The following is a 26267-nucleotide window of genomic DNA, read 5'->3' as shown; positions in this document are numbered from 1 at the left end:
CTATAGCAGAAGATGAAAGAAAAAAAGATATTGAAAATAAAGCAGATGTGAGAGATTGAAAGAAGTGCGCTTGGTTTGATATAAGCGCACGGGTCATACTGATATTTAATGATATATCAAGTGGTTTGGTTGAATTAGCTAAGAAATCTTAAGCCAGACGTTTTCAATGCCCATACCATCTCAACAAAGGCGCGGCTATTAGTCAGAGGCTCGCCATCGATGATGAGGGCGTAACCTGAACCATCAATCCATAAGAACACAAAGCTGGTCTCAGGAATCAGTAAGTCAACTTGTTGAAAAAACGAGATGGCTTGGCTTTCGACCGCCCAGCCGCGTTGTTTTTGGCGGATCATAAAACCTGAAAAGTCAGCAGCTGCAACACTTAGCATGTCCGCTTCTTCTTGGCTGTAACCGATTCGTGCTAGGCAAAACCCTTCATCAGAGCCAATAGCTGCACGGCGTTTACCGGATAAGCTGGCAACCACATACGGTAAAAACTGGTCCAACGGCAGATTGGGTGCGGGTAACAACAAAGACAGCTTTTCAATCCAGCCGTGTTCTATAAAGCTCTGTAGCCATTCGTCAGGATAACGCTCAAGCCAATCAGCGGCGAGCAACGTCTCCCCATAGGACATTAAGTCTTGTAATGACAGCTGTTCATCAGTGGGCTCACTTTGTGAAAATGCCTCAAAAATACCGGCTGGAGTGAGGGTTAGATACGTTTTATCAGCATTTAAGTAAGAGGACATAGCGGCTACCATTGTGATGAAAGGGTTAAATCGGCGATAAATTAGGTCTTGATGGTTTGATCAAGATGCTGTTGACAGTTGTTCCAGCGCTCATCGAATTGCCAGTCGCTTTTACCCAAGCGAAACCATACTAGCGAGAAGGCAAGTAGATCATTGCGAGCGATACAGTGAGCAAAGAATTCGTTTTCGATCTGCTCAATCGTGCCCCAATCCTTATCTTCACGCGCTTGCATGAGCTCAGCGGTGATGTCTTTGGATATTTCTTTGGCGTCATCGCTACTGATAAGCAATCGCTGTTTTTGCTCATTGAGAGACGGCGATATCAGGACACTCCAGCGAGTCGCCAGCATACTATTGCGTTGAATATATCGCTTCTTACTAATACAATCGCGAAACCCTTGCTGGATATGAGGGTACAAGCGATCTTTAATACGCGTAAACAGGTTATTTACATCGTAAGGAATGTCATACCAGCAGCCATAAAAAAAGTCTGCGACGGCACCTTGCAGCGGCTCTTTTTCGGTTAAAAGTAATGCGGCATTGATACGTTGTTCATGAAAATGACGGTTATTGGGTGCCAAAAACACTTTACGCGAATATAAACGAAATACTCGGCGCGCTTCCATCTCATTTTCTTTGATAAGGTCTAAATCAGACATAATAGTGTCCTTTAAGTCATAGTGTCTATTGTATGGCTAACAGCTTGTGGCTAATATCGTATGGTCAAAATGATATAGCCACTATTGAGCAACAATAGGCTATGACTTCACTAAGCGAAACGGTGCAACGTGCCAATTAATAATTAATAATTAATCAAGTAAAGTTTGCATCAAATCTATCATAAATTCAGCATCTTCTTCGTCCATGGCTTCAAACCCTTGAGGCATGCCAAGTTCAGCCAATGCTTCTTTACCATCGTCATCATTATGCAAATTCAGGATCGCATTCATGAATATTTCGGTATCAGGAAAGTCATCTTTAATTAGTAATACATGGCTAATATCTGCCAAATCACTTTCGATCAACACCGACAGCTGAGTTTTGGTCAAGCGTGAAAAGCTATGAAAAATCTCTGCTAAGAAGAAAGCCGCTTGAGCATCACCTTTGATGACTTTACGGGCGGCTGCCTGATAAGTTTCAGTGATATCCCAGTTAAGATCAGACTCTTCTATATCCACAGCTTCTAGCAAGCGTAAGCCAATCAGCTTAACATCACGGTTGTCTGCCATTGCTACGGTCGCACCCGCTTTAATGTCTTCTAAGCGCTTGATATCACTGTTTGCCGCAGCAGCAATGACCATCTCATCCGATTTGCCGATAGGGCGTGCAACAGCGCGATAGCCTTGTTCACGGATCAAAGTAGCTGCATCAAATGGGTTGGCATAGATAACTTGAATGTCACCTGCCTCAATGATTTTCTCTTGTTCAGCATGTGAGGTAGGTATGTTCAGATGCATATTTAGGTTGGCACGTTTTTGAATCAAAATATTAAACATGTGCCAGCCTGCAAAACGCTCAGGAGAAAAATCAGGGGCGATTAACATATTGTGTGTCGTCATGATTTAGCCTTCCTCATTTTGATTCATTTGGGCATACTGAGCCATAGCAGCTTCGATTTTGCTACGTGATGGCTTACGGCGTACCGAGGTATAACCTACTGTTTCGCCGCGACGAATGTTTGGCACAACGGTCGCATAGACCCAATAGTGACTACCATCTTTGCATAAATTCTTAACGTAGCCATGCCATTTTTGCCCAGCCGCTGCGGTATCCCATAAATCTTTATAAGCGGCTTTTGGCATATCAGGGTGGCGCAAAATAGATTGTGGCTGACCAATAAGTTCATCAACGCTGTAGCCACTGATTTCGACAAAAGCATCGTTGACGTGAGTCAGCACACCATCCAAATCGGTGCGCGATACAATCAGCTTGCCATCAGGATAAGGGCGTTCAATACCAGTATCATAGACAGTCCGCGATGTACCATCATAATAAGTCAGAGTAATCTGCTCAGCGGGCATATCAGGCTTATGTGCATCAGGGATTGGAGAACCCATCGTAATCTCCTTTATTTATCGTTATATTTATAATGATTAAAAAATCAATCTAGTATGGTAGTTGTCGATAACATCATGTTGCCTTTCAGCTCAGTCGTCGTCCCAATATTTATCAGGCCATTATTCCATACAAATAATGTGTGCCATCTTAAATATTTTTTATGAGACAGTCACCTCATTTTGATTTAAAGTCATATTTATCAGTCGCGCTATGTGCTATACGACGTTAAATAATAAAAAATGTGTTATCGACAAAAATCCAAATTTACCAATTAGATAAGTTTTGCAAGGGCTTCTGAGGCACGCTTGATATCTAAGAATATCAAACCAAGTTTTGCATTCGGTTTTGCCATAATAGTAAGTACCGCTTCATCTCCAGATGAGGTCATAATCACGTAGCCTTTTTCACCTTGAATCATAATACGATCGATACTACCACGTGCCAACTCACGACCTGCGCGGTCACCCAATGACAATAAAGCCGCTGACATAGCGCCAACACGGTCTTCATCAACGCCCGTTGGTAGTGCTGAGGCAATCATCAGACCATCGTTAGAAATAAGGGCAGATGCTTCAACATCGGCTGATGAGCTGTTTAGGTCTTCCAAGATTTGCTGGAATGAATCTGTACGCATATCGCTTTCTCTATGACGGGTTATTCAATTGATAAAATAACAGTGAGTAATGGTGGAGAATAAATGTTGACTAAGTCGGCTATTATAAACCCTTGCTGTTAATATTGATATACATCAGCTCAAGCAAAAAGCCAAGTTTTTGGGTTTTTTATACCGTTTGGTGCTGATTATTGACCTTTCCTCTTTACTTAACGGTTATCGATACACAAATTTCCATTAATATTTGATTTATTTACCGATTAGGAAAACGAAGATTTCTTAGTAATACAGGACTATTTTTTAGCACAATCAATGAGATCTGTAAGCTCATCAGTCGGTGTCTCAAGGTTCTATGAAAAGGTGCACTTTAGACTGTGTCAATAAAAATCGCTTATAACTTTTCATGATGGTGATATTTACTAGACTTATACGCCTCAAAAATGATATATATTATGAGATAAAAAATGTTCTTGTCTCTGAATGTGGCATCTAGGCATAAATTCAGTCAGCTTTTTTAATCCCATTTGTCTCTACACAAGCCAGCGTGTCGGGGCAATTTCAGTTTTACACCAGTGTCTACAATCCTCTCGTTTGTTGTCATACGACGTGACATCGGTGTAAGTAAGCACGATCACCATTTTTACCCTAAGGAAAAGATATGAGTATCAGTCAGGCCATCGAAAAAGTCGAAGCGCGTTACGCCCATCAACCTGAATTCGTTCAAGCGGTAAAAGAAGTTGCAATTACGATTGCGCCGTTATACGACGCCCACCCAGAATATGATACTTTTAAAATATTTGAGCGTCTCGTTGAGCCTGACCGCGTTATTGCTTTTCGTATTAACTGGGAAAATGACCAAGGTGAAGTTCAGGTTAACCGCGGCTGGCGTGTCCAGTTCAGCAATGCCCTAGGTCCTTATAAAGGTGGCGTGAGATTTCATCCGACTGTCAACCAATCTGTTTTGAAGTTTTTAGGCTTTGAGCAAATATTCAAAAACGCTTTGACTGGATTGCCAATGGGCGGTGGTAAAGGTGGCTCTGATTTTGATCCCAAAGGCAAAACAGACAGTGAAATCCGCCGTTTTTGCTATGCCTTTATGCGTGAGCTACATCACTATGTGAATAAAGACATCGATGTGCCCGCTGGTGACATTGGCGTGGGTGGGCGTGAAGTCAGCTATATGTTTGCTATGTATAAGAATTTAACGCACGAATACGGCGGGGTTTTGACCGGTAAAGGCGTTGGCTTCGGTGGCAGTTTGATGCGTACTGAGGCGACAGGTTATGGTGCGGTGTATTTCTTAGAAAACATGCTTACGGCGCAAAATGACGATATCAAAGGTAAGAGAGTATTGGTTTCAGGTGCTGGTAACGTCTCATTACATGCTGCTGAAAAAGCCCATATGCTGGGCGGCATCGTCGTCACTGTGTCAGACTCACAAGGGACTTTGTATGATGAAGCGGGTCTGAATCAAGAAAAAATTGATTGGCTCAAGGCACAAAAAGCAAAAAGCAAACCGTTGGCTGAGTACGTCGATGTTTATGGTGGAGAGTGGTTTGCGCAGCAAAAGCCGTGGCAATTCAAAGGTGACATCGCGATTCCATCAGCGACGCAAAATGAAGTCAATGAAGAAGATGCCAAGCTCATGGTTGAAAATGGCATCACATACGTTGTCGAAGGTGCTAACATGCCATTGACTGCTGAAGCCATCGACTATATTCGTTTGCACCGGGTGCATTATGCCCCAGGCAAAGCCGCCAACGCGGGCGGTGTAGCAGTCTCTGCGCTTGAGATGTCACAAAACTCAGTCCGTCAGTATAAGAGCTTTGAGCAAATCGACTTGCGCCTCAAAAATATCATGCGAAATATCCATGACTGCGCAGCTGACGCCTCAGAACAGTATGGTCAAACGGATAATGGCTATATCAACTATATGGCTGGTGCAAATATCGTTGGCTTTAAACGAGTTGCCGATGCATTGGTTGCTTACGGTATTTTAAACTAAGCACTTTTATCATAGCCACCTACTAACGAATAACGCGTCTGTTTTAACGATAGGCGCGTTTTTTATGAATTAACCCTACCGTGAATAGTCAAAGTGGTTTTTATGAAGTGATACGATTGACCTATTGATAATATGTGTTTTTTAAAAGATAATAATTTTAGAACACTCAATAAGATTAATTTTGTGGAGACCGTTATGAGCAAGATTTTCAAGCCATTTTCGCTAACGACTTTGGGTACTCGTGCTGCAGTAGTAGTGGGTGCGGCTATGTTGACTACGACAATCTATGCATCTACACAGCAACCGCTAGCAAGTGAGGTGCAAGCCGCCAAAGCCAGTAGAATAAGCTTACAACAAGCAATAAATATTGCGGCGAAAAAGTCATCTGGTCTATTGATGAGTGCCAGCTTTGATCACGATGATGATAAAGCGCAAGGCGGTGTGTATGAGATGGAATTTGTAACCAGTAGCCGAAACTATGAAATCAAAGTCGACGCCATGAATGGTAGAGTGATCAGTACGGATGTGGAACGATTAGACAGTGATGATCTGGTAGATTATAAGGCGCTTAAACAAGCGAAGATTGATGTTAAACAGGCAATGAAAATTGCTGAAAAACAATCGGGCGGGCGTGTTATCGAGATTGAGTTTAAAAACGACCGAGATTATAGTGATCATGCGTCCTATTATGAAGCTGATATCCTCAAAGGTAATAGTATCATTTGGCTAAATATTGATGCCAATACTGGCAGTGTATTTAACAATAAGTTTAAGAAATAGCTAAGTAAGTTAGATAGATAGATAGATAGATATGATAGGTATCGCTAATAGTCGTTTTTCTTGCTACTCAGTTTTTTGAAAATGGGATAGCAAAGCTGTGCATTTATTATTAAAAAAGCCCCAATCATTCAATGACTGGGGCTTTTTTAATGTGAGTAGTTAGATAAGTTCGCTATACCGTCTCACGCCACTTGCCTTGAACCATAATGCCGTTAATAGGGTTTAGTCCCATCTGATAAGCCAAATCCGCAGGGCGGGCGATATCCCATAAGACCAAATCTGCATCACAGCCAATCTCTATTTTGCCTTTATTAGACAATCCCAGCGCTTGTGCTGCATAAACAGTTGCCCCTGCCAGTACCTCTTCAGTGGTTAAGTAAAATAGCGTACAGCCCATGTTCATCGCAAGCAATAATGAGGTAAGCGGTGAAGTGCCAGGATTACAATCAGTAGAAATAGCCATGGGTACTTGGTGTCTTCGTAATGCCTCAATAGGTGGCAACTTGGTATCCCGCAGGGTATAAAATGCACCGGGCAATAGAACTGCAACGGTATCACTGGCCGCCATTTTTTTGATGTCGTCTGCTGATAAATGCTCTAAATGGTCGCTTGATAACCCTTTGTATTCAGCAACCAAGGCGCTGCCACCTATATCAGACAACTGCTCAGAGTGCAGTTTGACTGGTAGGTTTAATGAGCGTGCCACCTCAAAAACGCGTCTGATTTGCTCAGTGCTAAAGGCGATGTTTTCACAAAAGCCATCGACCGCATCGACTAAGCCTTCTGCATGTAGAATTGGTAGCCATGTACACACTTGCTCGATATAATCATCCGAGCGGTCCTGCATGTGAGACTTGTATTCAGGTGGCAAGGCATGAGCCGCTAGATAAGTGGTGCTCACATGGATATTGTGTTTGTCACCAAGTTGGCGAGCAACCGTGAGCATTTTGCGTTCAGTATCTAAATCTAAGCCGTAGCCCGATTTGATTTCGATACTGGTGACGCCTTCTTTCATGAGTGCTATTAAACGTTTTTCACTTTGTGCAAATAGCGATTCAATATTGGCAGCGCGGGTGGCAGTGACAGTTGAGACGATACCGCCACCTTGTGCCGCAATGTCTTGATAACTAGCGCCTTGCAAACGTGCCTCAAACTCGTTACTGCGATTGCCACCATAAACGATATGGGTATGACAGTCGATAAGTCCAGGCGTGACCCAGTTGCCATGAGCATTTTTTATTTGCCCTGCTGAGTAATGCGACAGGTGCGCAGTTATTTTTTTATTAGAGCCAATCCACGCAATTTTGTCATCAATAATACCGATGGCAGCATCTTCCAGTTGCCCATAAGGTACATGGTCACTGCCATTAAAACCGTAATGGGCGGAAAACGTTGCAAGATTGACATTGGTAATGATGTGGTCAAACGATGTCAGGATGTCTTTATCATCTGTAGTATTGATAGATTTGTCGAGTATCTGTGCGCTAGAGTTGTTCATAATAAGCTCCTGCTTAATACTGATAGTCAGGTGAATATATAAAATTCATCTTTACAGTTTTATTCATAAGTCTTTATTTATAGAGTCAGTAAATGCTGCTCTATAATAGTCGCTAATAGTCTTGCCGCAACTTTGCAGCTACGCCCATCAATATCAAAGGTGGGATTAATCTCGGCAATGTCGGCCATTTTTACTTTACCAGTAGCCATAATGGTTTTTACCATGCGCTCAACAAACCTAAGCTCAATGCCATAAGCAGCTGGGGCACTCACACCGGGCACAACACTGGCAGGCAAGCAGTCCATATCAATGGTCAGATAAACCACATCAACTTGATTGATAAAGCTTATAACCTGATCGGCAAGTATCTGCCAAGGCTGATAATGGCAGTCTTCATCACTGATGATATGCACGCCCAATTGCTCGGCACGATCAAACAGCGCCGCCGTGTTAGAGAACCGACTGACGCCAATACAGCAATAGTTGAATGGCTGACCATGTGCGTCAAGATGCTCGGCAATTTGGCGAAACGGTGTACCAGAAGTCGCCACATCCGACTGACGAATATCAAGATGGGCGTCAAAATTGATAATACCAATACGCGGCAGTGCATCTATATCATTGGTAATATCTGTCTGCTGTAGCGCTTGCCACAATCCCAAAAAGCTACCATAAGCAATGGCATGACCACCACCAAGACCAATGGGCAAGCCGCCTTTTTCAACAATAGTACTCACCTTATCCGCATATTTGAGCTGAGCTTGCTCAAGAATGTTCGTGGCAAAATCATCATCGTCATGACAATGAATGTCGCCAGCATCACCTAGCAATGTTGCCAGTTGATTGTCATAGCGTGTCTGCACCGACGCAATCACTGGCAGCGTCGCAAACGCTTGGCGAATCAGCGGCGGGGCAGCTCGTGCACCCACGCGTCCTTGATTGCGCCTAACCCCTTGATCACATGCAAAGCCAATTAGCCCAATATGCTGACCGGTACTATCGAAACCGTAAGGCTTTGCAAGCTGATACCAGTAGCGGGCACGTGCCGTCTCAAATAGCTCTGCACGACCTGTCCACTGCATCATGTCAGCCGCTGTGTGACTCACGGTTGTGCTAATTTTCGTCATGGCCATTGCTCATTCCCTTTCATTATCTAACGCTTATTTAGACTCGTACCAGTTGCTGCGCAATGATTGCCAATGTTCAGCAAGCGTACCGTCTAATACCAATTGCTTGGCTGCCTCGATATCAGGGGCAAGGTAGCGGTCTTTATCATAGAAAGTCACTTTTTCACGTAGTTTTTGATGTGCTACGGTCAACGGCTCTGAGGTGTCTAATCCGCGATGAAAATCGATACCTTGGCCAGCAGCCAACAGCTCAATACCGATAATGGTGGCAGTATTCTGTGCCATCTCATATAGGCGTCTAGCGCAATAGGTTGCCATTGATACATGATCTTCTTGATTGGCAGAGGTTGGGATACTGTCGACACTGCCTGGGTGAGCGATAGATTTGTTTTCTGAGGCCAGTGCTGCGGCGGTCACATGAGCAATCATAAAGCCTGAATTGACTCCAGCATTGTCAACCAAGAATGGTGGTAAGCCGCCTGACAAAGTCGCATCAATCAGCAAAGCGACACGGCGCTCAGACATAGAGCCAATCTCGGCGATTGCCAAGGCCAAAATATCAGCGGCAAAAGCGACTGGCTCAGCATGGAAGTTACCTCCTGATATGGCTACAGGACCATCTTCGTTATTAAAGATAAGTGGGTTGTCGGTCACCGCATTAGATTCTATTAATAAGGTTTTTCCTGCTTGGTTAATGATGTCAAGGCAGGCACCCATGACTTGCGGCTGACAACGCAGGCAGTAAGGATCTTGTACTCGGTCATCCTGCTCGCCGTCATGCGAGGCGCGAATGGCACTGCCTTTAATGAGTTGACGGTGAGCTTTGGCGATTTCAATTTGACCATGATGCCCACGTACTTCGTGAATACGCGCATCAAATGGTGAGTCCGATCCTTTGGCCGCATCAATTGACAGGGAGCCAACGATAGTCGCTGTCTCCAGCAAGTCACGCGCTAAGAAATAACCCCGTAATGCTAATGCGGTTGAGACTTGCGTGCCGTTGATAAGTGCGAGACCTTCTTTGGCTGCTAGGATAATTGGCTCAAGTCCATGCTGGGCTAGCGCTTCTGCTGCAGGCACTTTTTCGCCAGCGACAAACACGTCACCTTCACCCATCATTGCAAGCGTCATGTGTGATAAAGGCGCTAAATCACCAGAGGCACCAACAGAGCCTTTTGCCGGAATGTTTGGCGTGATTTGATTATTGATTAAGGCAAGTAAGCTGTCCACTACCTCGCGGCGTACGCCTGATACACCTTGTGCTAGGCTGGCCACTTTCATCACCATAATCAGTCGCACTACGCCGTCTGGTAACGCTTCACCAGTGCCTACTGAGTGAGAAACAATCAGGTTACGTTGAAGTAGCTCAAGCTGATCATCACTGATACGGGTCTTTGCTAACAGACCAAAACCAGTATTGATGCCATAAGCGCTTTTGTCGCGTGCAATGATGGTGCGTACATCTTCGTGTGAGGCATCGATGGCTTTATAAGCACTCTCGGGCAGTGTCAATATAACAGGCTGCTCATAGATATCACGTAGCATCTTAAAGCTAAGCTGGCGAGGGTGTAGCGTTAATTGTTTGATATCGTTCATAGGGTGATCCTAGTATTGTAAGACATATGGATTATATTATTTTTGATTCATGTCTTTGTTGAAATGACGTTTTTTAAATGTTTTTAGTTAACATAATACTTGTTATTAAATTTGTTTTTTTAGCCAATCCAGTTGAAGTACATGGCTAGATGTCCGAATGCCGCAGCCAATAAAATACTGAGTACCACACGCTCAAACCAGATAATGACCATTTTGCCGACAGATAATGGTATTTCAGTGGCAAGTACACAAGGAATCATGGCAGAGAAAAACAACACGCTGCTAATAGAGATGACCCCTGCAACATAGCGAGTCAGTATATCAGCCTCACTGAGGAGCAGTGCTGGCAGGAACATTTCAGCCAATCCCGCTGACATACCTTTGGCGGCAACCAGAGGCTCTGGTAAGCCGCTAAGCCATGTAAATGGATAAAGAAGCAAGCCTAAAGCATCGAATACAGGCGTATATTTTGCTAATAGTAATCCTGTCAAGCCAACCGCGATGATAGAAGGCACAATCGCCGCTGCCATCGTCAGCCCATCGCGAAAGTTAGACCATAAGATTGTTTTTAGGTCAGTGGCACGGCGCGAAGTGGACAAACCTAGATCAAATGCTGCCGCCAGACGTGTACCACGTTTATGGTCTAAAGCGGGACGTTCAACGCTATCATCAACAAGGCTAATGGGTGGAATACGAGCGGTAATCGCAGTGACAATAAAAGTAATCACTAGCGTAGACCAAAAGAACACATTCCAGAACTCCATCAGACCAAGCGTTTTGGCAACAATGACCATAAACGCTGCTGATACGGTCGAAAATCCAGTCGCAATGATAATGGCTTCGCGGGCTGAATATTGCTTTTGCAAATACACGCGATTAGTAATGAGTAGCCCGATAGAGTAGCTACCAACAAAGGATGCGACCGCATCAATCGCTGATGAACCTGGGGTTTTCCAGATAGGTTTCATGATTGGCTGCATGAGCACACCGACCATCTCGAGCAAACCAAAACCCACCAAAAATGCTAAAATTAATGCGCCAAGCGGTACAATCATACCGACTGGTAATGCCAGTTTTTCAAACAAAAACGGCAGCATGTCCTTTTCCATCATAAAGGCAGGCGCTACGTCAGCAACATACATCACTGCCAGTATCAGACCAATGATTTTAAAAGCAGTCATAATCATATGGGTGATATTTTTACGCCATGAGCCATCGATAAATGGCTTGCTTACCCCAAAGATCATCAGTAAAAATAATAACGTCACAGACAATGTATGCTGCTGAGTGACCAGATAAGTTGCCCCATGATCGAACAAAATCGTGCTTTTCTCACCAATGGTAAATGGCACAAAAAACATGACCAAACCGATAGCACTAAAGATTATCAATTGCATTAACGCTATAGGTTTAGACAGTAGTGCTTCAGTTGGTGTTACTGCTGCATCCTTGAGATTTAGTGTCGTATTTTGCTCAATCACATTATCCTCCTTGATAAAATGTCGATGATATCCTTATGTCAAATAATCACTTATAAGGATAAAGGGTATGCTACTTAATCATCGGCAAATTTAGACCATAATCTTTCGCTGTTTTGATCGCCAGCTCATAGCCTGCATCGGCATGACGCATAACCCCTGAGCCGCAATCATTGACTAGCACTCGTGCCAAGCGTTTGGCAGCGGCATCAGTGCCATCTGCGACAATGACCATGCCTGAGTGCTGCGAGTAACCCATGCCAACGCCGCCGCCATGATGTAGCGATACCCAAGTGGCACCGCCTGCGACATTGAGCATACCATTCAATAATGCCCAGTCAGATACCGCATCTGAGCCATCTTTCATGCTTTCTGTTTCGCGGTTTGGACTGGCAACAGAGCCTGTGTCTAAGTGATCACGGCCAATGACAATAGGGCCTTTTAGCTCGCCGTTTTTGACCATCTCATTGAATGCGAGCCCTGCTTTGTCACGCTCACCCAATCCTAACCAGCAGATACGGGCAGGCAAGCCCTGAAATTGAATACGCTCTTTTGCCATATCAAGCCAGCGATGAATATGTTGATTTTCAGGGAACAGCTCTTTGATTTTTTGATCGGTTTTGTAGATGTCTTCTGGATCGCCTGATAATGCGACCCAGCGAAACGGGCCTTTACCTTGGCAGAACAGCGGACGAATATAAGCGGGGACAAAACCTGGGAAATTAAAGGCATCTTTAACGCCTTCATCAAAAGCCACTTGACGAATGTTATTGCCATAATCGGTCGTTGGAATGTCCATCGCTTGTAGATCTAGCATCGCCTGTACATGTACGGCACAAGACTGAGCGGCAGCTTTGGTTAATGCAGAATGTTGCTCTGAATCTTCTTGTGCAGCTTTCCATTCTTCTACTGTCCAGCCAACTGGCAAGTAACCATTGATTAAGTCATGTGCTGAGGTTTGATCGGTGACCAAATCAGGCTTCATGCCACCATCGTGCGCACGCTTGACCATCTCAGGTAAGATGTCTGCTGCATTACCAAGTAGGGCAATAGAGACCGCTTCACCTGCGTCGGTATGCTGTTTGATGAGCTCGTAAGCATGGTCGAGATCATCGGCTTGCTTATCGACATAACCAGTACGCAAGCGAAAATCGATACTAGACTGTTGACACTCAATGTTTAATGAAGTTGCCCCTGCAAAAGTAGCCGCAAGTGGCTGCGCGCCGCCCATGCCACCAAGACCCGCGGTCAAAATCCAACGTCCTGCCCAGCTACCATCATAATGCTGACGACCTGCTTCTACAAAGGTCTCGTAAGTACCTTGGACGATGCCTTGCGTGCCAATATAAATCCAGCTACCAGCCGTCATTTGACCATACATCATCAAGTCTTTGCGATCGAGCTCGTTAAAGTGCTCCCACGTGGCCCAGCGTGGTACAAGGTTAGAGTTTGCAATCAATACACGCGGCGCATTTTCGTGCGTTTGAAACACGCCAACTGGCTTGCCTGATTGCACGAGCAACGTCTCATCGTCTTCCAATTCTTTTAATGACGCTAGGATTTGATCATAGCTTTCCCAATTGCGAGCTGCGCGTCCGATACCACCGTAGACGACTAAGCTTTTAGGGTTTTCGGCCACATCAGGATGCAAATTGTTTTGCAGCATGCGATACGGTGCTTCGGTCAGCCAGCTTTTGCAATGTAATGTGCTGCCAGTGGGCGCGGCGATTTCGCGGCTCTCATCACGGCGAGTCAGCTTAGTCTCTTTATTGGTTCCATGGTCAGTAGTCATTATCATATCCTTGTGATATCTGTTAAGACGATAAGTAATCAAAGTAAGTGTTTTACAGTCAGTCTATAAATTCAGCGAAATATCGATTAGATGACGCAGATTTTTTAGCACTGTCGTAAAGTTGTATATACAAATTATCAAAGATACTTTTTTCATGCAAGCAATTTTTTATAAATGACTCAATTATTTTTATGAGGATTTTGGTCGATAGATAAATGTCACAGTGTTTTGACAAGGTTCATGACGTTATCTCGTGATATTATGGCGCTACTATTATTGGTAAAACTAACGGTTAAACACGGACATGACAAAGACGATTCCGGCATATCAGCGCATAAAAAATGCCATATTAGACAATATTCACTCGGGTAAATGGCAAGCGGGCAATGCAATTTCTACAGAAATGGCGTTGGCAAAAGAGTTTGGCGTATCGCGTATGACGGTCAATCGCGCCCTAAAAGAGCTGAGCGAAGAGCGAGTGCTAGAGCGCCGGCAAGGGTCGGGGACGTTTGTCGCCCAGCAGCAGTTCAATCATACCTTTGTAGAAGTGCGCAATATCGCGCAGGATTTAAAATCTGCCAACCGTGATTATCAGGCGCAAGTGGTGAGTAAACGCATACTCACGGCTGCGATGTTAGACGATGAATTACGGCGTAAATTTGATATTAATGAAGTAGCTGTGTCTTCTAATACAAGCGCTAACATAAACGCTGATATAACCGTGATGGATGACAGTACTGGCGCAGATAGTAATAGCGACGTTGCTGTTTTATACGAGGTAAAAATCATTCACTTTGCGGATGGTCAGCCCATACAGTTCGAAGAGCGCTGGGTGGATGCGCAAAAGGTGCCAGAATTTATTGAGCAGGATTTTAGTGTGGTCAATACCAGTGATTATCTCATTGCTAAAAGTCCACTAGAGCGCGGCAGCTATACCATTCGTGCACTGGCGGCACCAGATGAGATTGCTGCGCTACTGCAAATCGCACCGCAGTCGCCGACATTGGTATTGCGCCGTCAGACGTATTCAGCAGGTCGAGTATTGACCTTTGTGAAGATGTGGCATGCAGGCGATCGTTATCAATTCTCCGGTGAACTATAATAGTCTTACGCATGCTCACTGTTTTTGTACGTTTATTCTTTCTGAAGTGCGCTAGTATATGAATAAATGGCTATTTAATTGGCAATAATAACGTTAATATCTGCCTAAAAAATGTCCAAAAATTCAAAGATAATATAGAAACAGTATTGAAAAATATGCTGAGCATCCTCAAATCGAGCAGCCAAAGCTAAATAATACGGCGCAAATACTTTATTATAGTATTCGCCTGTGCTGGTCTTATCCTTATTTGTTGCTATGGTTTTATTGGCACGATACCTTTTTGCATTATTCATTCACTCTTATAAGGACGTCTTATGAAACGTCGTACTCTTTTAGCACTTGCCGCCAGTACTATGCTACTTGCCGCTTGTGGTCAGTCTACTACCAATGAAGCAGAAACCAATGCGACAGACAGTGCCGCGACGGGTGGCTCTGATTTGCTGCAACGTATCAATAATGGTGGCACCATCAACGTCGGTACAGAGGGTACTTATCCGCCATTTACCTATCATGATGAGAGTGGCAAGCTAACTGGCTATGATGTCGAAGTGACACGTGCGGTTGCGGATAAACTAGGCGTAGACGTCGAATTTAAAGAGACTCAGTGGGATGCTATGCTGGCAGGTCTTGACTCAAAACGCTTCGATATGGTGGCCAATCAAGTAAGCTTGACCACGCCTGAGCGTTTGGCTAAGTATGACAAAGCCATGCCATATAGCTGGTCGGGCGCAGTTGTACTAGCACCGACTGATGACAATCGTTATAGCTCGTGGGAAGGTTTAAAAGGTCTGCGTACTGCGCAATCACTGAGCAGCAACTATGGTGAGCTTGCAGAACGCTACGGCGCAGAAATCGTCCCTGTCGATGGTATGGCGCAAGCGATTCAACTGGTTAAGCAAGACCGTGCTGACTTCACGATGAATGACAATCTGGCAGTATTGGATTATCTCAAAAAATTCCCAGATGCAGCACTTGAGATCAAACTGACAGCGCCTGCGAGTGAGCAGACTGGTTCAGGTCTAGTGCTCATCAAAGGGGATGACGCTGTGGTGGCAAAATTGAATGAAGCAATGGACGCATTAGCAGCCGATGGGACGCTGACCAAGCTTAGCGAAGAGTTCTTTGGTGCTGATATAAGTCAACAAAAATAATGCTAGCGTCTATCACGTCAATGCTAGCTGAGTTACTGGCACTACTACCATTTATGGATCCTGCGCGGGCGCAAATTGTCATCAATTCATTTTGGCCAATGCTTAAAGGCGGTATTTATTATTCGATACCGCTGGCGTTGATCTCATTTGCGATTGGTATGGCTATTGCGCTGACAGTAGCGCTGATTCGTATCGTACCGCGTGCTGGCTGGTTCCATGAAATCATATACAGACTTGCGCGTATTTATGTGTCCGCCATTCGCGGGACACCAATGCTGGTTCAGCTATTTATTATTTTCTACGGCTTGCCAAGTATCGGGGTAAAGCTTGATCCTTTTCCCTCAGCGATTATTGCCTTTTCGCTCAATATTGGCGCGTATGCATCGGAGACGGTGCGTGCCTCTATTTTGTCCATTCCAAAAGGACAGTGGGAAGCAGGCTCGACGGTAGGCTTGACGTATCTACAAACCTTTCGTCATGTCATTTTGCCGCAAGCACTTCGGGTGTCAGTACCCCCGTTATCCAATACCTTTATTAGCCTAGTAAAAGACACGTCTTTGGCGTCATTGGTATTGGTGACTGAGCTATTTAAGCAGGCGCAAATCATCACCGCACGTAACTATGAATTTATGTTGGTCTACACCGAAGCGGCGATTATTTATTGGGGTATTTGTCTGTTCTTAACCTTTATTCAAGGTAAGCTTGAAACCAGACTTGATCGCTACGTGGCGAAATAAACCCTTGATAATAGGGGCAGTATAGGATGGTAATACCGCGTCGATAAAGCGTGTGTTATTAGCAAACAGATATCAGTACAACAGGAAGTTTTATGATTCAAGTCACTAATATTCACAAAGCCTTTGGTGGCAATCAAGTGCTTAAAGGCATCGACTTGACCATCGAAAAAGGCAAGGTAGTGGTGATATTAGGACCGTCAGGGTCTGGTAAAACCACTTTTTTACGCTGCTTGAATGCGCTAGAAATTCCTGATCAAGGCATCATTGCTTTTGATGATGGTAGCTTAACGGTTGATTTTGCTACCAAGCCTAAGAAAAAAACATTGCTGGCGCTGCAGCGTAAATCAGGCATGGTATTTCAATCTTATAACTTGTTTCCACATAAGACCGCGATTGAGAATTTAATGCTTGGGCCGACGGTAGTGCAAGGGCAAACTAAGGCGCAAGCACGCGAACAGGCACTGGCATTACTTGATAAAGTAGGCTTATCGGATAAGGCAGATCTGTATCCGTTCCAGCTCTCTGGTGGTCAGCAGCAACGTATTGGCATTGCTCGTGCACTGGCTATCGAGCCGTCATTATTATTATTTGATGAGCCAACGTCTGCGCTCGATCCTGAATTGGTACAAGATGTGCTGGGCACGATGAAGCAACTGGCATCTGAAGGCTGGACGATGGTCGTTGTGACTCATGAGATTAAATTTGCTCGTGATGTGGCAGATCATGTGGTGTTAATTGAGGATGGTCATGTGGTCGAAGAAGGTAGCGCTAAGCAGATGTTCGAAGTGTCTACGCATCCACGTACGCAGGCCTTTTTGCAGCGTATTGAACAGTGATGTCATTAAGACAGTCCAAGTTATTTAGCAACTGTCTATGGCATAAATACTTACCTCTAAAGCAAAGTGTCAAACACAATAAAGCCCCGACTATATTGATATAGTTGGGGCTTTCTTTCGTTTAATAGCAATGGTGCCAAGGCTATTCAAAGGTCTTAAAAAGTACAGACTAAATTCTTTGTCGTCTTTTTAGCCAGCGTGGTACGCGAGTGGCAGTGCCGTTTAATATGGCATTAAATAAAGCTGCCATTAAGATTAACACCACGCCCACATATTGAATCCAAGATAAGGATTGATGCAGCAATAGTATGGCAAGGGCAATGGCAGTCAATGGCTCAAAAATCGTAAATACTGATGCACGAGTGGCAGGTAATTTCCCTAATGCTTTCATATAAAGGGCAAAGGGCACGACGGTTCCAATCAAAGACAACCCCAAGGCATAGCCCCAAGTATGTAAAGGTAAGCTCAATAACCGCCCATAGGTTTGATAGGTTTCAGGTAATAATAGCAGTACACCAGCACTGATGATAATAGAGGTAAAAAACACCAAAGGCGCAGGGTGAGCATCGTGCATCGCGCGCTTGCCCAGTACCCCGTATAAGGAATAACAGACGCCTGCTAGCAGTCCTAATAGGATGCCCCAGTTGACTTGCGCCTCATCACCAAGCATCGTCAATCCAACACCAAATACCGCCATGAGCGCCAGTAATGCCGACTGGCGAGTGATAGATTCATCAAGCAAGAATGCCGAAAACAATAAGCTAAACACAGGCGCAGTATAAAGCAAGGCAACCGCAGGGCCAGCACCGACATAGATCACAGCAAAAAAGTAGCATACCGACATACCAAGTACGCCAATCAAAGACTGCAATGCCAGTCCGAGCCACTGCTTTCGACGAAGCTTGATAAGATGCGGCCATAATTTCGGTAGCATGACAAGAATAAGAATAGCCGCGGTCACGATACGTAAGATCGTAATTTGCCAGCCACTAAAGCCGATTTGATTGAGGTAGGTCGAGAATATCCCCAAGGTACCCCAGCAGACAGCGGCTGTGATAATTTGAATAGTGCCTATCCATGACTGCCGTGCTGACATTACGCCATCGGTATTTGCCATATCGCTCTCTATTTTTATGTGATATCAAAACTCATGCCCAAACTCAAAACCTCAAACAGTCCAAGCCTTTTAGCTAATGGCATCATACAATACTGAAATAAGAAAAAGACAACCCGAGTAAGGGCTGTCTTTTGTTTATTTTTTCATTCTATCATTAAAGCGTTAATTAAGTTCGAACACAAGTCAGTTAGACATAAAATTCAATTTATTTGAGTTAGAGGTACGCTTGTTTTTAGCTTATGTCTTTAGCTTATCACCCTTTGGTGTCATATCCCCCAAATTTAAGCATCAAGATTTACACTTGTAGTAAAAAATTCGTCAGCAAGCGTTTGGCACCTTCCGTCGCAAATGACTCTGGGTGAAACTGCACACCTTGAATGGGATAGTCTTTATGCTGTAATCCCATAATCTCCTCACCTGCTAGCGCAGATTCGGTTAGGCTGAACTCAGCATGAGCATTATTGGCGACGACAGCTGTGACAGCCAAGCAATTTGGGAAGGTGTCTGCTTTTACCATCAATGAGTGGTAGCGCATGATTTCAATCTCTTGTGGCAAGCCTTGATAGACACCCGCGCCATCATGGCGAATGGAGGATACCTTGCCATGCATTGGCACGCTCGCCCGTACCACATCGCCGCCGAACACATGCGCAATCCCTTGCATACCTAAGCAGACACCCAATAGCGGCGTCGTCTTACCCATGACTTCAATTACTTCGGCACAAATACCGAAGTATGCAGGGTCGTCAGGAGCGCCAGGGCCCGGTGAAATGATAATGCGATCAAGATTCATTGCCTGTACATCTGCTAACGTTATCTCATTATTACGTTTAACAATGACGTTTGCGGCTTTATCGCCGTCCATCGTCTGCAAAATCTCGCCGATATATTGGTAAAGATTAAAGGTAAACGAGTCGTAGTTATCTATAATTAAAACATTCATGGGTTATCAACTCTTTGGCAAAATATAAGCAATTTACGGGTTCATAAAACTGTCTAATACCACTTTCATGGCAGACAATTTACGCTGAATTTCTAGATATTCATCAGCAGGATTGGAGTCATAAACATTACCACCACAGGTCTGCGCATAAGCGGATTCGCCGTTGATGAATAGGCTGCGAATAGGAATGGCAAAGATACAGTCACCATTAAAGTTAAACGATCCAAGCGCACCGCCATAAGCACCTCGACCATCGGGTTCGAGCTCATTAATAACTTTAATCGCTTCAACTTTCGGTGCGCCTGACAACGTCCCAGCGGGGAAGTTGCTGGCAAGGGCGCTAAACATATCTTCATCAGGATGCAAGATTCCGACGATTTCAGACGAGATATGTTGCACGTGTGAGAAGCGTTTGATATCCATGAGACTACGTACTTTGACGGTGCCAAATTGTGCCACACGGCCGATATCGTTGCGATGCAAATCGACTAGCATATTGTGCTCGGCAATTTCTTTGGCATCATTTAGTAATGCGCGAGCAAGCTGTCGGTCTTCGATGACATCGACGCCGCGCTTGGCGGTGCCTGCCAATGGATAGGTTTCCATCTCACCTTGACGCAAGCGAAACAGCAGTTCTGGTGAGGCACCAATGATGCACTGCTGAGCAAATTTCATAAAATACATGTGCGGCGACGGATTGACCGACCGCAATTTCTCATAAATGGGCATTTTATCGCCGGCAATGCGATATTTGGATTTAAAACCTACCTCACACTGAAAGATACGCCCTGAGATGATGTCTTCTTTGACTTGCATCACGGCTTTGGCATGCTCTTCTTGACTCATACCATCACCCAAAAACTCAACCGTAGGCGCCTCGTAGCTTGGGATGGGCGCATCAAGTAGCGCTTTGATTTGCTCGATGCGGTTTTCTTGCTGCGCAGTTGGATAATAAAAGTAGAAAATCTCACCGGTCATCTTATCGAGCGTTAGACCATCCAAATATACGCCAAATTTAAACGGTTCAAAGTCATCGCTCGCTTTAGCATTGAGACTGGGTTCAAAGAAATTGACACTGTCGTAACCCAAATAACCGACAAGACCACCGCTTTGGTCGCGAGCAATGACGTGCTGCGGCGTAATTTTGCGCAGTAGCTCGTAAGGATTATCCGTTTGATAATGAGTGGTTTCAGCAGTTTTATTATCAGTAATCGCGAGGGTTGCACGATCGATGGCAGCAATGGTCATAACGGGATCAAAACCAATCGCATGATGACGCGCCATATGTCCATCTTCGCCCAATGATTCAAGCAGATAACAGGTCTCAAAAGCGCGCTCAATACGTTTGAACAACGCAAAGAAATCAATATCCTGCGTGAGTTTAATGCGCTGTGGTTTACTAGGGATATCAATAGCAGCAGGTTGGTTAGGTTTTGAATTAGGAGAGGTCATAACAATATCCAAATTGGTTCAATGATTGATCAAATAAAAAGTAAGACAAATTAAAACTCTAGTTTCTGATTAATTAAGCGGGCTTTTCAGCTGTGTCTTTTATGAATGTTTTCTATGAGTCATGTCTATGAGTCATTAGTAAGGCACTCACATCGTGAGCTTGCATGGCTTTAGCACCGCGCGATACGGTAGCGATACCGACACCTAGCTGCTCGGATATCTCGCGCTGGGTGACACCGCGCTCAAGCAAGTCAAAAATGCGGATGCGATTGGCGATTTCCTGCTGCTCTTTTTCCGTCAATAGCGCACTGAATAGCAGGTCGATAGCGGTGCTGTCATGACAACTGGCTAAATGGCTTAATAAGCTTTGATAAGGGTCTGTGCTCATAACATTCATCTTAATGGAAAAGAAAAGGGAAGCTTACTTCGTTTCAGTATTCTAGTACGATAGTACATAAAAGGCAAGTAGCCTATGTAGATGTTTTGCTACTGCTGTTAAATGGGTACTGTGTTTTGGAAGATGATTATTTATATAGGATGGATACTACATTTATAAACATAAAGCCAGATAATCTTTATTAACTGGCTTTATGTTTATAAATGGTTAACAGCTCGTTTATAGACCTAATTAAACGGAAGAGTGCTCACTGGCAAGTTCAATTTGCACCTGCCAATCCTCTATATCCAGCTCATAACAGTTTTTGCCTTCGCCATTGATGCGATCTATCACCAAAAAATCAGAGTCACAACCGAGGGCAAGTAGCGGATGATGCCAGACATTGGCATCGTATTGCACACCTTGATGAGATTGCACATAAAACACGGTCAAATCATCCGCAGACTGTGGCGGCGCACCAGCAGGCGCAACGATGACGATATAATCCTGACCATTCATTGAAAAGAACGCTTGCGTACCAAACGGATGATATTCCATGACCGATAAGGCAATAGGGAACTCACGCTTTTTGGCGCGGAAGATACTCATGCCGACATCGCCGCCGTCAAGTTTGGCTTCAGCGATGGCGTGATGGCGGCAGGCATAGCCTTTATTGATATGGTAGCTATTTTCAGGCGTCTGTGCTTCCTTGTCATAGGGTTCGATTACGGTGCCGTAGGGCGCAAACTCAGCTTTGGTTAAAGGTCGTGCAACGATCGTAGTCTTCATAAGAGTACTCATGACTTTGCCTTACTTTTGGTGATCACTGTTTATAATTGCTATGAGCCACTTTGCCATAAGCCCGTACGCGAATTAAATCAACATCTGGGAATAAATGACATATTCGAATGAACGATTATGCCGCTATATTGCTCATCGTTCTGAATGCTTTGTTGTTCTGGTTATTATTTATTGCGCAGGGCTTATCGTGCTGGGCGAATAAATGGCATATGTCTATTCACGTCTTTGTATAGTAAATATCTAAATGGACCTGGTCCGCCGGCGTAACAAGATTGTGGGCAAAATGCGCGTAGCCACATAAAGTCGCCCGCTTCCACTTCTACCCATTCACCATTTAAGTGGTAGACGGCTTTACCTTCTAGGACATACAAACCATGTTCCATCACATGCGTTTCATCAAATGGAATCACGCCACCTGGTTGGAAAGTCACGATATTCACATGCATGTCGTGACGCATATCAGACTGCTCGGTAAATCTTGTGGTTGCCCATACGCCATCAGTACCCGGCATCTCAATCGCTGCAACATCGTGATCGCTGGTTACAAAGGCTTCAGGCACATCAATACCTTCACAGTGTTGATAAGCTTTGCGAATCCAATGGAATTTAACGTGCTTGTCGCTATTGTTTTTTAGCGTCCATTTGCAGCCGGGTGGTAAGAATGCATAACCGCCCGATTCAAGATGATGAGACTCACCTTCAATAGTGATATCCATTTCGCCTTCAACGATGAATATAACCCCTTCAGCGTTTGCATCTAGCTCAGGCTTTTCTGAGCCGCCATTAGGTTCAACTTCAACGATATACTGTGAAAAAGTCTCAGAGAAGCCTGAAAGTGGGCGTGCAAGCACCCACATGCGCATACCTGTCCAAAACGGCAGATAGCTAATAACAATGTCGGTCAGTACACGTTTGGGAATAATGGCATAAGCTTCGGTGAAGATAGCGCGATCAGATAGCAGTTGTGTTTGTGGAGGCAATCCGCCAGTTGGTGCGTAATATGTACTCTTTGTTGACATTGTTGACATTGTTGACATTGTTGACATTGTTGACATTGTTGACATTGTTGATGTTCCTTAGTGGTGTTGTGCCGCAATAAATTTGTGTCTAAACGTATGGTTACATCCAGTTCGCAGTGTTATCGGCAGTGGCTGGATGGTTTTTATACCAGTGTTTGGCAATGTCATCACGGCGGCATACCCAAACATCGGGCTTGCTGGTGATGTATTGCAAAAACTTTTTGAGGGCAACGATGCGACCGGCGCGACCAATGATGCGGCAATGCAAACCGATGGTCAGCATCTTGGGTGTGTGCGCGCCTTCCTCGTATAAGGTATCAAAGCTGTCTTTTAAGTATTGATAAAAAGGCTCGGCGTTGGTAAAGCCTGGGCTTGATGCAAAGCGCATGTCATTGGTCTCTAAGGTATAGGGAATGACCAAATGCGGCTTACGAGCGATTTTGTTACCGTCTTCTACTTTGACATTGAGCCAGTAAGGGAGCTCATCCGCGTAAGAGTCTGAGTCATAAATATAGCCACCTTGTTCGGCGACCAACTCACGAGTATTGGGGCTATCTCGTCCCGTGTACCAACCGAGCGGCTGACCGCCGATCATGCTCTCGAATATTTCAGTGGCACGGCGCACATGCTCGCGCTCGGTCTCGCGGTACATATTTTGATAAGTAATCCAGCGTAGACCGTGACTGGCGATTTCGTGCCCATCTTCTAATATGCGCTCGATAATATGCGGCGTTTTTTCGGCAGCAGCAGCGCAAGTGAAGGTCGTAATAGGCAAACCGTATTCTTTAAAAGTGTCTAATACTCGCCAAACACCCACACGGCTACCATACTCAAATGCCGACTCAATCGACTGATGACGATTGTTAAATTCTGGCGTACCCAAGACATCCGATAAAAACCGCTCTGATTGACCGTCACCATGAATCACGCTATTTTCTGCGCCTTCTTCGATATTGAGGACGAACTGTACAGCGATTTTAGCGCCGCCTGGCCAGTTGGCTTTTGGCGACTTGTCAGCATAGCCTTTTAAGTCGCGAGGGTAGGCGTCTTGATTGAAATCGCTGATTATTTTTTTACTCATTGTCCATATATCCTAAATATTTTAAAGCAACTTAAGTCAACTAAAGCAAAATAAGGCGTAACTTTGGATTCATGTAATATTTATCTACGACCTTTATCTATAAGCCCGATGCGTAAGCCACCATTTGCTGACGTTCTTCATCCGTCAATTTTGTGAGATTACCCAGTGGCATATAGCCTGTTTGTACAGCAGTGACGATTTTTGCTTTATGAGTTTTCATGTCGGTTGGTGTCTGCAAGATGATACCAGCTGGCGGCGCGGCAAATCCTTGCTGAGTAGGCTGAGCGGCATGGCACGTGCTACAGCGCGTGTGCACGACATCCATAATGGCATCGTCAGCAGAAGCAGTTACTGGCACGACGTCGGCAGTGATATTTTCATTTGAGACAGCGTCATTGCTTATACTAGAACCGTCGACTGCGCTATCAGTTGTTGGTGGTACACTATCTGGTGTCGCCGTTTCAGCAGCGGCTGCAGCATTGACAGTAGGTAATGGCTCAATTGGTTCTGGGCGCATCCAAATAATTAACAATACGGTTAAGACAGCAGGGATGACCAAATAACGCGGCTTATGATTGTCCAAATGCTTTTGGTTAAAATAGTGACGTACAATAGCCGTGATGATACCCACAAATACCAATACCAACCAGCCGTGAGCATGAGAGTACATCATCGGGTAATGATTGCTAATCATGGTAAAGATCAGCGGTAAGGTAAAATAGTTGTTCATCAGCGAGCGATTTTTTGCTTGTAGCGCCAAGTCCGCCACTTCTTTGCCTGGTTTTTCGCCACGCCTCACGCATTCTACCAGCGCTCGTTGCGCAGGCATGATGCCAAAGAACACATTACCTGCCATCACAGTACCTAAGATAGCACCGATATGAATGAACGAAGCACGGTCACTAAATAGCTGGTAAGAACCCCAGCAGGCGATGATTAATAGGATAAAAATAACGGTGCTAAAAATGAAGGAGTTTTTGCCCAAATGGCTGCGGACAATCACTTCATAAATGAAATAGCTGCCGAATAAAAACAACAAACTGGTCGAGATGGCACCGATACTACTACCAAAATCGACTTTGCTGGGATCAATCAAATAGGCAGTCGCATTGGCATAATAGACGATAGAGAGCATCGCCATACCCGTCAGCCAAGTAGTATAAGCTTCCCATTTAAACCAGTGCAGGGTCTTTGGCATCTCTTCGGGTTCAAGCTTGTATTTGGCAATTTCATAAAAGCCGCCACCATGTACCGCCCATAGGTCGCCTGAAATGCCTTTGTCAGCCTTCCACTGTGGTGGTTTACGTAAACTAAGATCTAGCCAAACAAAGTAAAAAGACGCACCAATCCATGCCACGCCAGCGATGACGTGGAACCAGCGAAAAAATAAGTTAAACCAATCGAGATAATAAGCGCCCATGTTGCAAATGTCCTTTTTACAATTTTCTTTTGTTCAGCTTTTTTCAATCTTTCGACGCGTTTTGCTAAGGCGACGTTCTTTTATGATGTGTTTTTATATGGTGATGCTACATAACTACATAACTACATAACTACATAACTACATAACTAAGAGCCGCGGTATGTGCTGTAGCCATGTGCGCTAAGCAGGAGCGGTACATGATAGTGACCGTTATCACTTATCATAAAATCGATGACAACTTGTGGATAAAAAGCCGTGAGATTTTGTGCATCGAAATAAGACTGGGTATCAAAGGTTAAGGTATAGCGACCAACATCTAAGTGATATTCAGCAATATCAATCGTTGGATCAAACGACCAGCTATCTGGTGCCACGCGTCCATCCGCGTTGGTGACGCCATTGGCTAATAGAGATGCCTTGCCACTTGCGCTTACGCGATCTAGCGTCACGGCAATACCAGCGGCTGGTTTGCCCAAATGGGTATCTAAAATATGCGATGAGAGAGTACCTGACATAATAATTCCTTTTATGTAAAT

General features: G+C 44.6%; 25 protein-coding genes. 6 read left to right on the top strand and 19 right to left on the bottom strand.

Annotated elements, in window-relative coordinates; all coding sequences use genetic code 11:
• Window positions 1-134: 134 nt before the first annotated feature.
• The 5 genes from JMW64_RS10460 to JMW64_RS10440 all read right to left on the bottom strand — a co-directional run bounded on the left by JMW64_RS10460 (window position 135) and on the right by JMW64_RS10440 (window position 3441).
• The gene (locus tag JMW64_RS10460; RefSeq protein WP_201554603.1) at window positions 135-749 is read right to left on the bottom strand and encodes a hypothetical protein; all 615 of its coding nucleotides are present in this window, start codon (window positions 747-749) and stop codon (window positions 135-137) included.
• A 41-nt stretch (window positions 750-790) separates the two neighbouring features.
• Window positions 791-1408, bottom strand: a complete 618-nt coding sequence (locus JMW64_RS10455; protein ID WP_201554601.1) for a hypothetical protein — start codon at window positions 1406-1408, stop codon at window positions 791-793.
• A gap of 150 nt (window positions 1409-1558) precedes the next feature.
• Window positions 1559-2308 carry a PhnD/SsuA/transferrin family substrate-binding protein gene (locus tag JMW64_RS10450; RefSeq protein WP_201554599.1) on the bottom strand — a complete coding sequence of 250 codons (750 nt, stop codon included), beginning with the start codon at window positions 2306-2308 and terminating at the stop codon, window positions 1559-1561.
• 3 nt (window positions 2309-2311) lie between these two features.
• A complete protein-coding gene (locus tag JMW64_RS10445; protein WP_055124629.1) occupies window positions 2312-2806 on the bottom strand; it encodes a PAS domain-containing protein in 495 nt (164 codons plus the stop codon).
• 272 nt (window positions 2807-3078) lie between these two features.
• A complete protein-coding gene (locus JMW64_RS10440) occupies window positions 3079-3441 on the bottom strand; it encodes a roadblock/LC7 domain-containing protein (protein WP_010201036.1) in 363 nt (120 codons plus the stop codon).
• 637 nt (window positions 3442-4078) lie between these two features.
• Here JMW64_RS10440 and gdhA point away from each other — a divergent pair.
• Window positions 4079-5425, top strand: coding sequence for an NADP-specific glutamate dehydrogenase (gene gdhA, locus JMW64_RS10435; RefSeq protein ID WP_201502734.1), 1347 nt, complete (start codon window positions 4079-4081; stop codon window positions 5423-5425).
• Between the two features lie 195 nt (window positions 5426-5620).
• On the top strand, window positions 5621-6205 hold the full coding sequence (locus tag JMW64_RS10430) for a PepSY domain-containing protein (RefSeq protein WP_201554597.1): 585 nt from the start codon (window positions 5621-5623) through the stop codon (window positions 6203-6205).
• A 172-nt stretch (window positions 6206-6377) separates the two neighbouring features.
• Here the strand turns inward: JMW64_RS10430 and hutI are convergent, their stop codons facing one another.
• The 5 genes from hutI to hutU all read right to left on the bottom strand — a co-directional run bounded on the left by hutI (window position 6378) and on the right by hutU (window position 13696).
• Window positions 6378-7703: an imidazolonepropionase gene (gene hutI, locus JMW64_RS10425; protein ID WP_201554595.1), complete on the bottom strand. Its 1326-nt coding sequence runs from the start codon at window positions 7701-7703 to the stop codon at window positions 6378-6380.
• A gap of 77 nt (window positions 7704-7780) precedes the next feature.
• A complete protein-coding gene (gene hutG, locus JMW64_RS10420; protein WP_227694178.1) occupies window positions 7781-8830 on the bottom strand; it encodes a formimidoylglutamase in 1050 nt (349 codons plus the stop codon).
• A gap of 33 nt (window positions 8831-8863) precedes the next feature.
• On the bottom strand, window positions 8864-10426 hold the full coding sequence (gene hutH, locus JMW64_RS10415) for a histidine ammonia-lyase (RefSeq protein WP_201554591.1): 1563 nt from the start codon (window positions 10424-10426) through the stop codon (window positions 8864-8866).
• Between the two features lie 119 nt (window positions 10427-10545).
• Window positions 10546-11907 carry a YjiH family protein gene (locus JMW64_RS10410; protein ID WP_201554589.1) on the bottom strand — a complete coding sequence of 454 codons (1362 nt, stop codon included), beginning with the start codon at window positions 11905-11907 and terminating at the stop codon, window positions 10546-10548.
• Between the two features lie 70 nt (window positions 11908-11977).
• Window positions 11978-13696, bottom strand: a complete 1719-nt coding sequence (hutU, locus tag JMW64_RS10405; protein ID WP_201540230.1) for a urocanate hydratase — start codon at window positions 13694-13696, stop codon at window positions 11978-11980.
• A 304-nt stretch (window positions 13697-14000) separates the two neighbouring features.
• On the opposite strand from hutU, the gene JMW64_RS10400 reads away from it, so the two are divergent.
• The 4 genes from JMW64_RS10400 (at window position 14001) to JMW64_RS10385 (ending at window position 17522) form a co-directional block, all read left to right on the top strand.
• The gene (locus JMW64_RS10400; RefSeq protein ID WP_201554587.1) at window positions 14001-14798 is read left to right on the top strand and encodes a UTRA domain-containing protein; all 798 of its coding nucleotides are present in this window, start codon (window positions 14001-14003) and stop codon (window positions 14796-14798) included.
• A gap of 314 nt (window positions 14799-15112) precedes the next feature.
• Entirely contained in the window at window positions 15113-15949 is an 837-nt protein-coding gene (locus JMW64_RS10395) for an amino acid ABC transporter substrate-binding protein (protein ID WP_201554586.1), read from the top strand.
• Window positions 15949-16686, top strand: coding sequence for an amino acid ABC transporter permease (locus tag JMW64_RS10390; protein WP_045444414.1), 738 nt, complete (start codon window positions 15949-15951; stop codon window positions 16684-16686). The genes JMW64_RS10395 and JMW64_RS10390 overlap by 1 nt, the downstream gene beginning before the upstream one ends.
• A 92-nt stretch (window positions 16687-16778) precedes the next feature.
• The gene (locus tag JMW64_RS10385; protein ID WP_060491687.1) at window positions 16779-17522 is read left to right on the top strand and encodes an amino acid ABC transporter ATP-binding protein; all 744 of its coding nucleotides are present in this window, start codon (window positions 16779-16781) and stop codon (window positions 17520-17522) included.
• Between the two features lie 169 nt (window positions 17523-17691).
• Here the strand turns inward: JMW64_RS10385 and JMW64_RS10380 are convergent, their stop codons facing one another.
• From JMW64_RS10380 to uraH, 9 genes are all read right to left on the bottom strand, one after another.
• The gene (locus JMW64_RS10380) at window positions 17692-18639 is read right to left on the bottom strand and encodes a DMT family transporter (protein WP_201554585.1); all 948 of its coding nucleotides are present in this window, start codon (window positions 18637-18639) and stop codon (window positions 17692-17694) included.
• Between the two features lie 295 nt (window positions 18640-18934).
• Window positions 18935-19582, bottom strand: coding sequence for an anthranilate synthase component II (locus JMW64_RS10375; RefSeq protein WP_201554584.1), 648 nt, complete (start codon window positions 19580-19582; stop codon window positions 18935-18937).
• A 33-nt stretch (window positions 19583-19615) separates the two neighbouring features.
• Window positions 19616-21034: an anthranilate synthase component I family protein gene (locus JMW64_RS10370; RefSeq protein WP_201554583.1), complete on the bottom strand. Its 1419-nt coding sequence runs from the start codon at window positions 21032-21034 to the stop codon at window positions 19616-19618.
• Between the two features lie 112 nt (window positions 21035-21146).
• Window positions 21147-21422 carry a Trp family transcriptional regulator gene (locus JMW64_RS10365; protein WP_201554582.1) on the bottom strand — a complete coding sequence of 92 codons (276 nt, stop codon included), beginning with the start codon at window positions 21420-21422 and terminating at the stop codon, window positions 21147-21149.
• Window positions 21423-21662: 240 nt separating this feature from the next.
• The gene (locus JMW64_RS10360; protein ID WP_227676499.1) at window positions 21663-22211 is read right to left on the bottom strand and encodes an ureidoglycolate lyase; all 549 of its coding nucleotides are present in this window, start codon (window positions 22209-22211) and stop codon (window positions 21663-21665) included.
• Between the two features lie 182 nt (window positions 22212-22393).
• Window positions 22394-23230, bottom strand: coding sequence for a bifunctional allantoicase/(S)-ureidoglycine aminohydrolase (locus tag JMW64_RS10355; protein WP_201554581.1), 837 nt, complete (start codon window positions 23228-23230; stop codon window positions 22394-22396).
• Window positions 23231-23330: 100 nt separating this feature from the next.
• Window positions 23331-24311, bottom strand: coding sequence for an allantoinase PuuE (gene puuE, locus JMW64_RS10350; RefSeq protein ID WP_201554579.1), 981 nt, complete (start codon window positions 24309-24311; stop codon window positions 23331-23333).
• 97 nt (window positions 24312-24408) lie between these two features.
• On the bottom strand, window positions 24409-25731 hold the full coding sequence (locus tag JMW64_RS10345) for a urate hydroxylase PuuD (protein ID WP_201554577.1): 1323 nt from the start codon (window positions 25729-25731) through the stop codon (window positions 24409-24411).
• A 146-nt stretch (window positions 25732-25877) separates the two neighbouring features.
• Entirely contained in the window at window positions 25878-26246 is a 369-nt protein-coding gene (uraH, locus tag JMW64_RS10340; RefSeq protein ID WP_201554575.1) for a hydroxyisourate hydrolase, read from the bottom strand.
• Between the last annotated feature and the right edge of the window lie 21 nt (window positions 26247-26267).

This window comes from Psychrobacter immobilis (assembly GCF_904846065.1).
Classification (GTDB): Bacteria; Pseudomonadota; Gammaproteobacteria; order Pseudomonadales; family Moraxellaceae; genus Psychrobacter; species Psychrobacter immobilis_H.
Note: the sequence above shows the minus strand (reverse complement) of the source record. Positions and strands in the feature narration are given on the sequence as shown.

Excerpts from the sequence above, each read along its gene's own strand:
- JMW64_RS10460 (WP_201554603.1), bottom strand. The coding sequence starts at position 749 with ATGTCCTCTTACTTAAATGCTGATAAAACGTATCTAACCCTCACTCCA.
- JMW64_RS10455 (WP_201554601.1), bottom strand. The coding sequence starts at position 1,408 with ATGTCTGATTTAGACCTTATCAAAGAAAATGAGATGGAAGCGCGCCGA.
- JMW64_RS10450 (WP_201554599.1), bottom strand. The coding sequence starts at position 2,308 with ATGACGACACACAATATGTTAATCGCCCCTGATTTTTCTCCTGAGCGT.
- JMW64_RS10445 (WP_055124629.1), bottom strand. The coding sequence starts at position 2,806 with ATGGGTTCTCCAATCCCTGATGCACATAAGCCTGATATGCCCGCTGAG.
- JMW64_RS10440 (WP_010201036.1), bottom strand. The coding sequence starts at position 3,441 with ATGCGTACAGATTCATTCCAGCAAATCTTGGAAGACCTAAACAGCTCA.
- gdhA (WP_201502734.1), top strand. The coding sequence starts at position 4,079 with ATGAGTATCAGTCAGGCCATCGAAAAAGTCGAAGCGCGTTACGCCCAT.
- JMW64_RS10430 (WP_201554597.1), top strand. The coding sequence starts at position 5,621 with ATGAGCAAGATTTTCAAGCCATTTTCGCTAACGACTTTGGGTACTCGT.
- hutI (WP_201554595.1), bottom strand. The coding sequence starts at position 7,703 with ATGAACAACTCTAGCGCACAGATACTCGACAAATCTATCAATACTACA.
- hutG (WP_227694178.1), bottom strand. The coding sequence starts at position 8,830 with ATGACGAAAATTAGCACAACCGTGAGTCACACAGCGGCTGACATGATG.
- hutH (WP_201554591.1), bottom strand. The coding sequence starts at position 10,426 with ATGAACGATATCAAACAATTAACGCTACACCCTCGCCAGCTTAGCTTT.
- hutU (WP_201540230.1), bottom strand. The coding sequence starts at position 13,696 with ATGACTACTGACCATGGAACCAATAAAGAGACTAAGCTGACTCGCCGT.
- JMW64_RS10400 (WP_201554587.1), top strand. The coding sequence starts at position 14,001 with ATGACAAAGACGATTCCGGCATATCAGCGCATAAAAAATGCCATATTA.
- JMW64_RS10395 (WP_201554586.1), top strand. The coding sequence starts at position 15,113 with ATGAAACGTCGTACTCTTTTAGCACTTGCCGCCAGTACTATGCTACTT.
- JMW64_RS10390 (WP_045444414.1), top strand. The coding sequence starts at position 15,949 with ATGCTAGCGTCTATCACGTCAATGCTAGCTGAGTTACTGGCACTACTA.
- JMW64_RS10385 (WP_060491687.1), top strand. The coding sequence starts at position 16,779 with ATGATTCAAGTCACTAATATTCACAAAGCCTTTGGTGGCAATCAAGTG.
- JMW64_RS10380 (WP_201554585.1), bottom strand. The coding sequence starts at position 18,639 with ATGGCAAATACCGATGGCGTAATGTCAGCACGGCAGTCATGGATAGGC.
- JMW64_RS10375 (WP_201554584.1), bottom strand. The coding sequence starts at position 19,582 with ATGAATGTTTTAATTATAGATAACTACGACTCGTTTACCTTTAATCTT.
- JMW64_RS10370 (WP_201554583.1), bottom strand. The coding sequence starts at position 21,034 with ATGACCTCTCCTAATTCAAAACCTAACCAACCTGCTGCTATTGATATC.
- JMW64_RS10365 (WP_201554582.1), bottom strand. The coding sequence starts at position 21,422 with ATGAGCACAGACCCTTATCAAAGCTTATTAAGCCATTTAGCCAGTTGT.
- JMW64_RS10360 (WP_227676499.1), bottom strand. The coding sequence starts at position 22,211 with ATGAGTACTCTTATGAAGACTACGATCGTTGCACGACCTTTAACCAAA.
- JMW64_RS10355 (WP_201554581.1), bottom strand. The coding sequence starts at position 23,230 with ATGTCAACAAAGAGTACATATTACGCACCAACTGGCGGATTGCCTCCA.
- puuE (WP_201554579.1), bottom strand. The coding sequence starts at position 24,311 with ATGAGTAAAAAAATAATCAGCGATTTCAATCAAGACGCCTACCCTCGC.
- JMW64_RS10345 (WP_201554577.1), bottom strand. The coding sequence starts at position 25,731 with ATGGGCGCTTATTATCTCGATTGGTTTAACTTATTTTTTCGCTGGTTC.
- uraH (WP_201554575.1), bottom strand. The coding sequence starts at position 26,246 with ATGTCAGGTACTCTCTCATCGCATATTTTAGATACCCATTTGGGCAAA.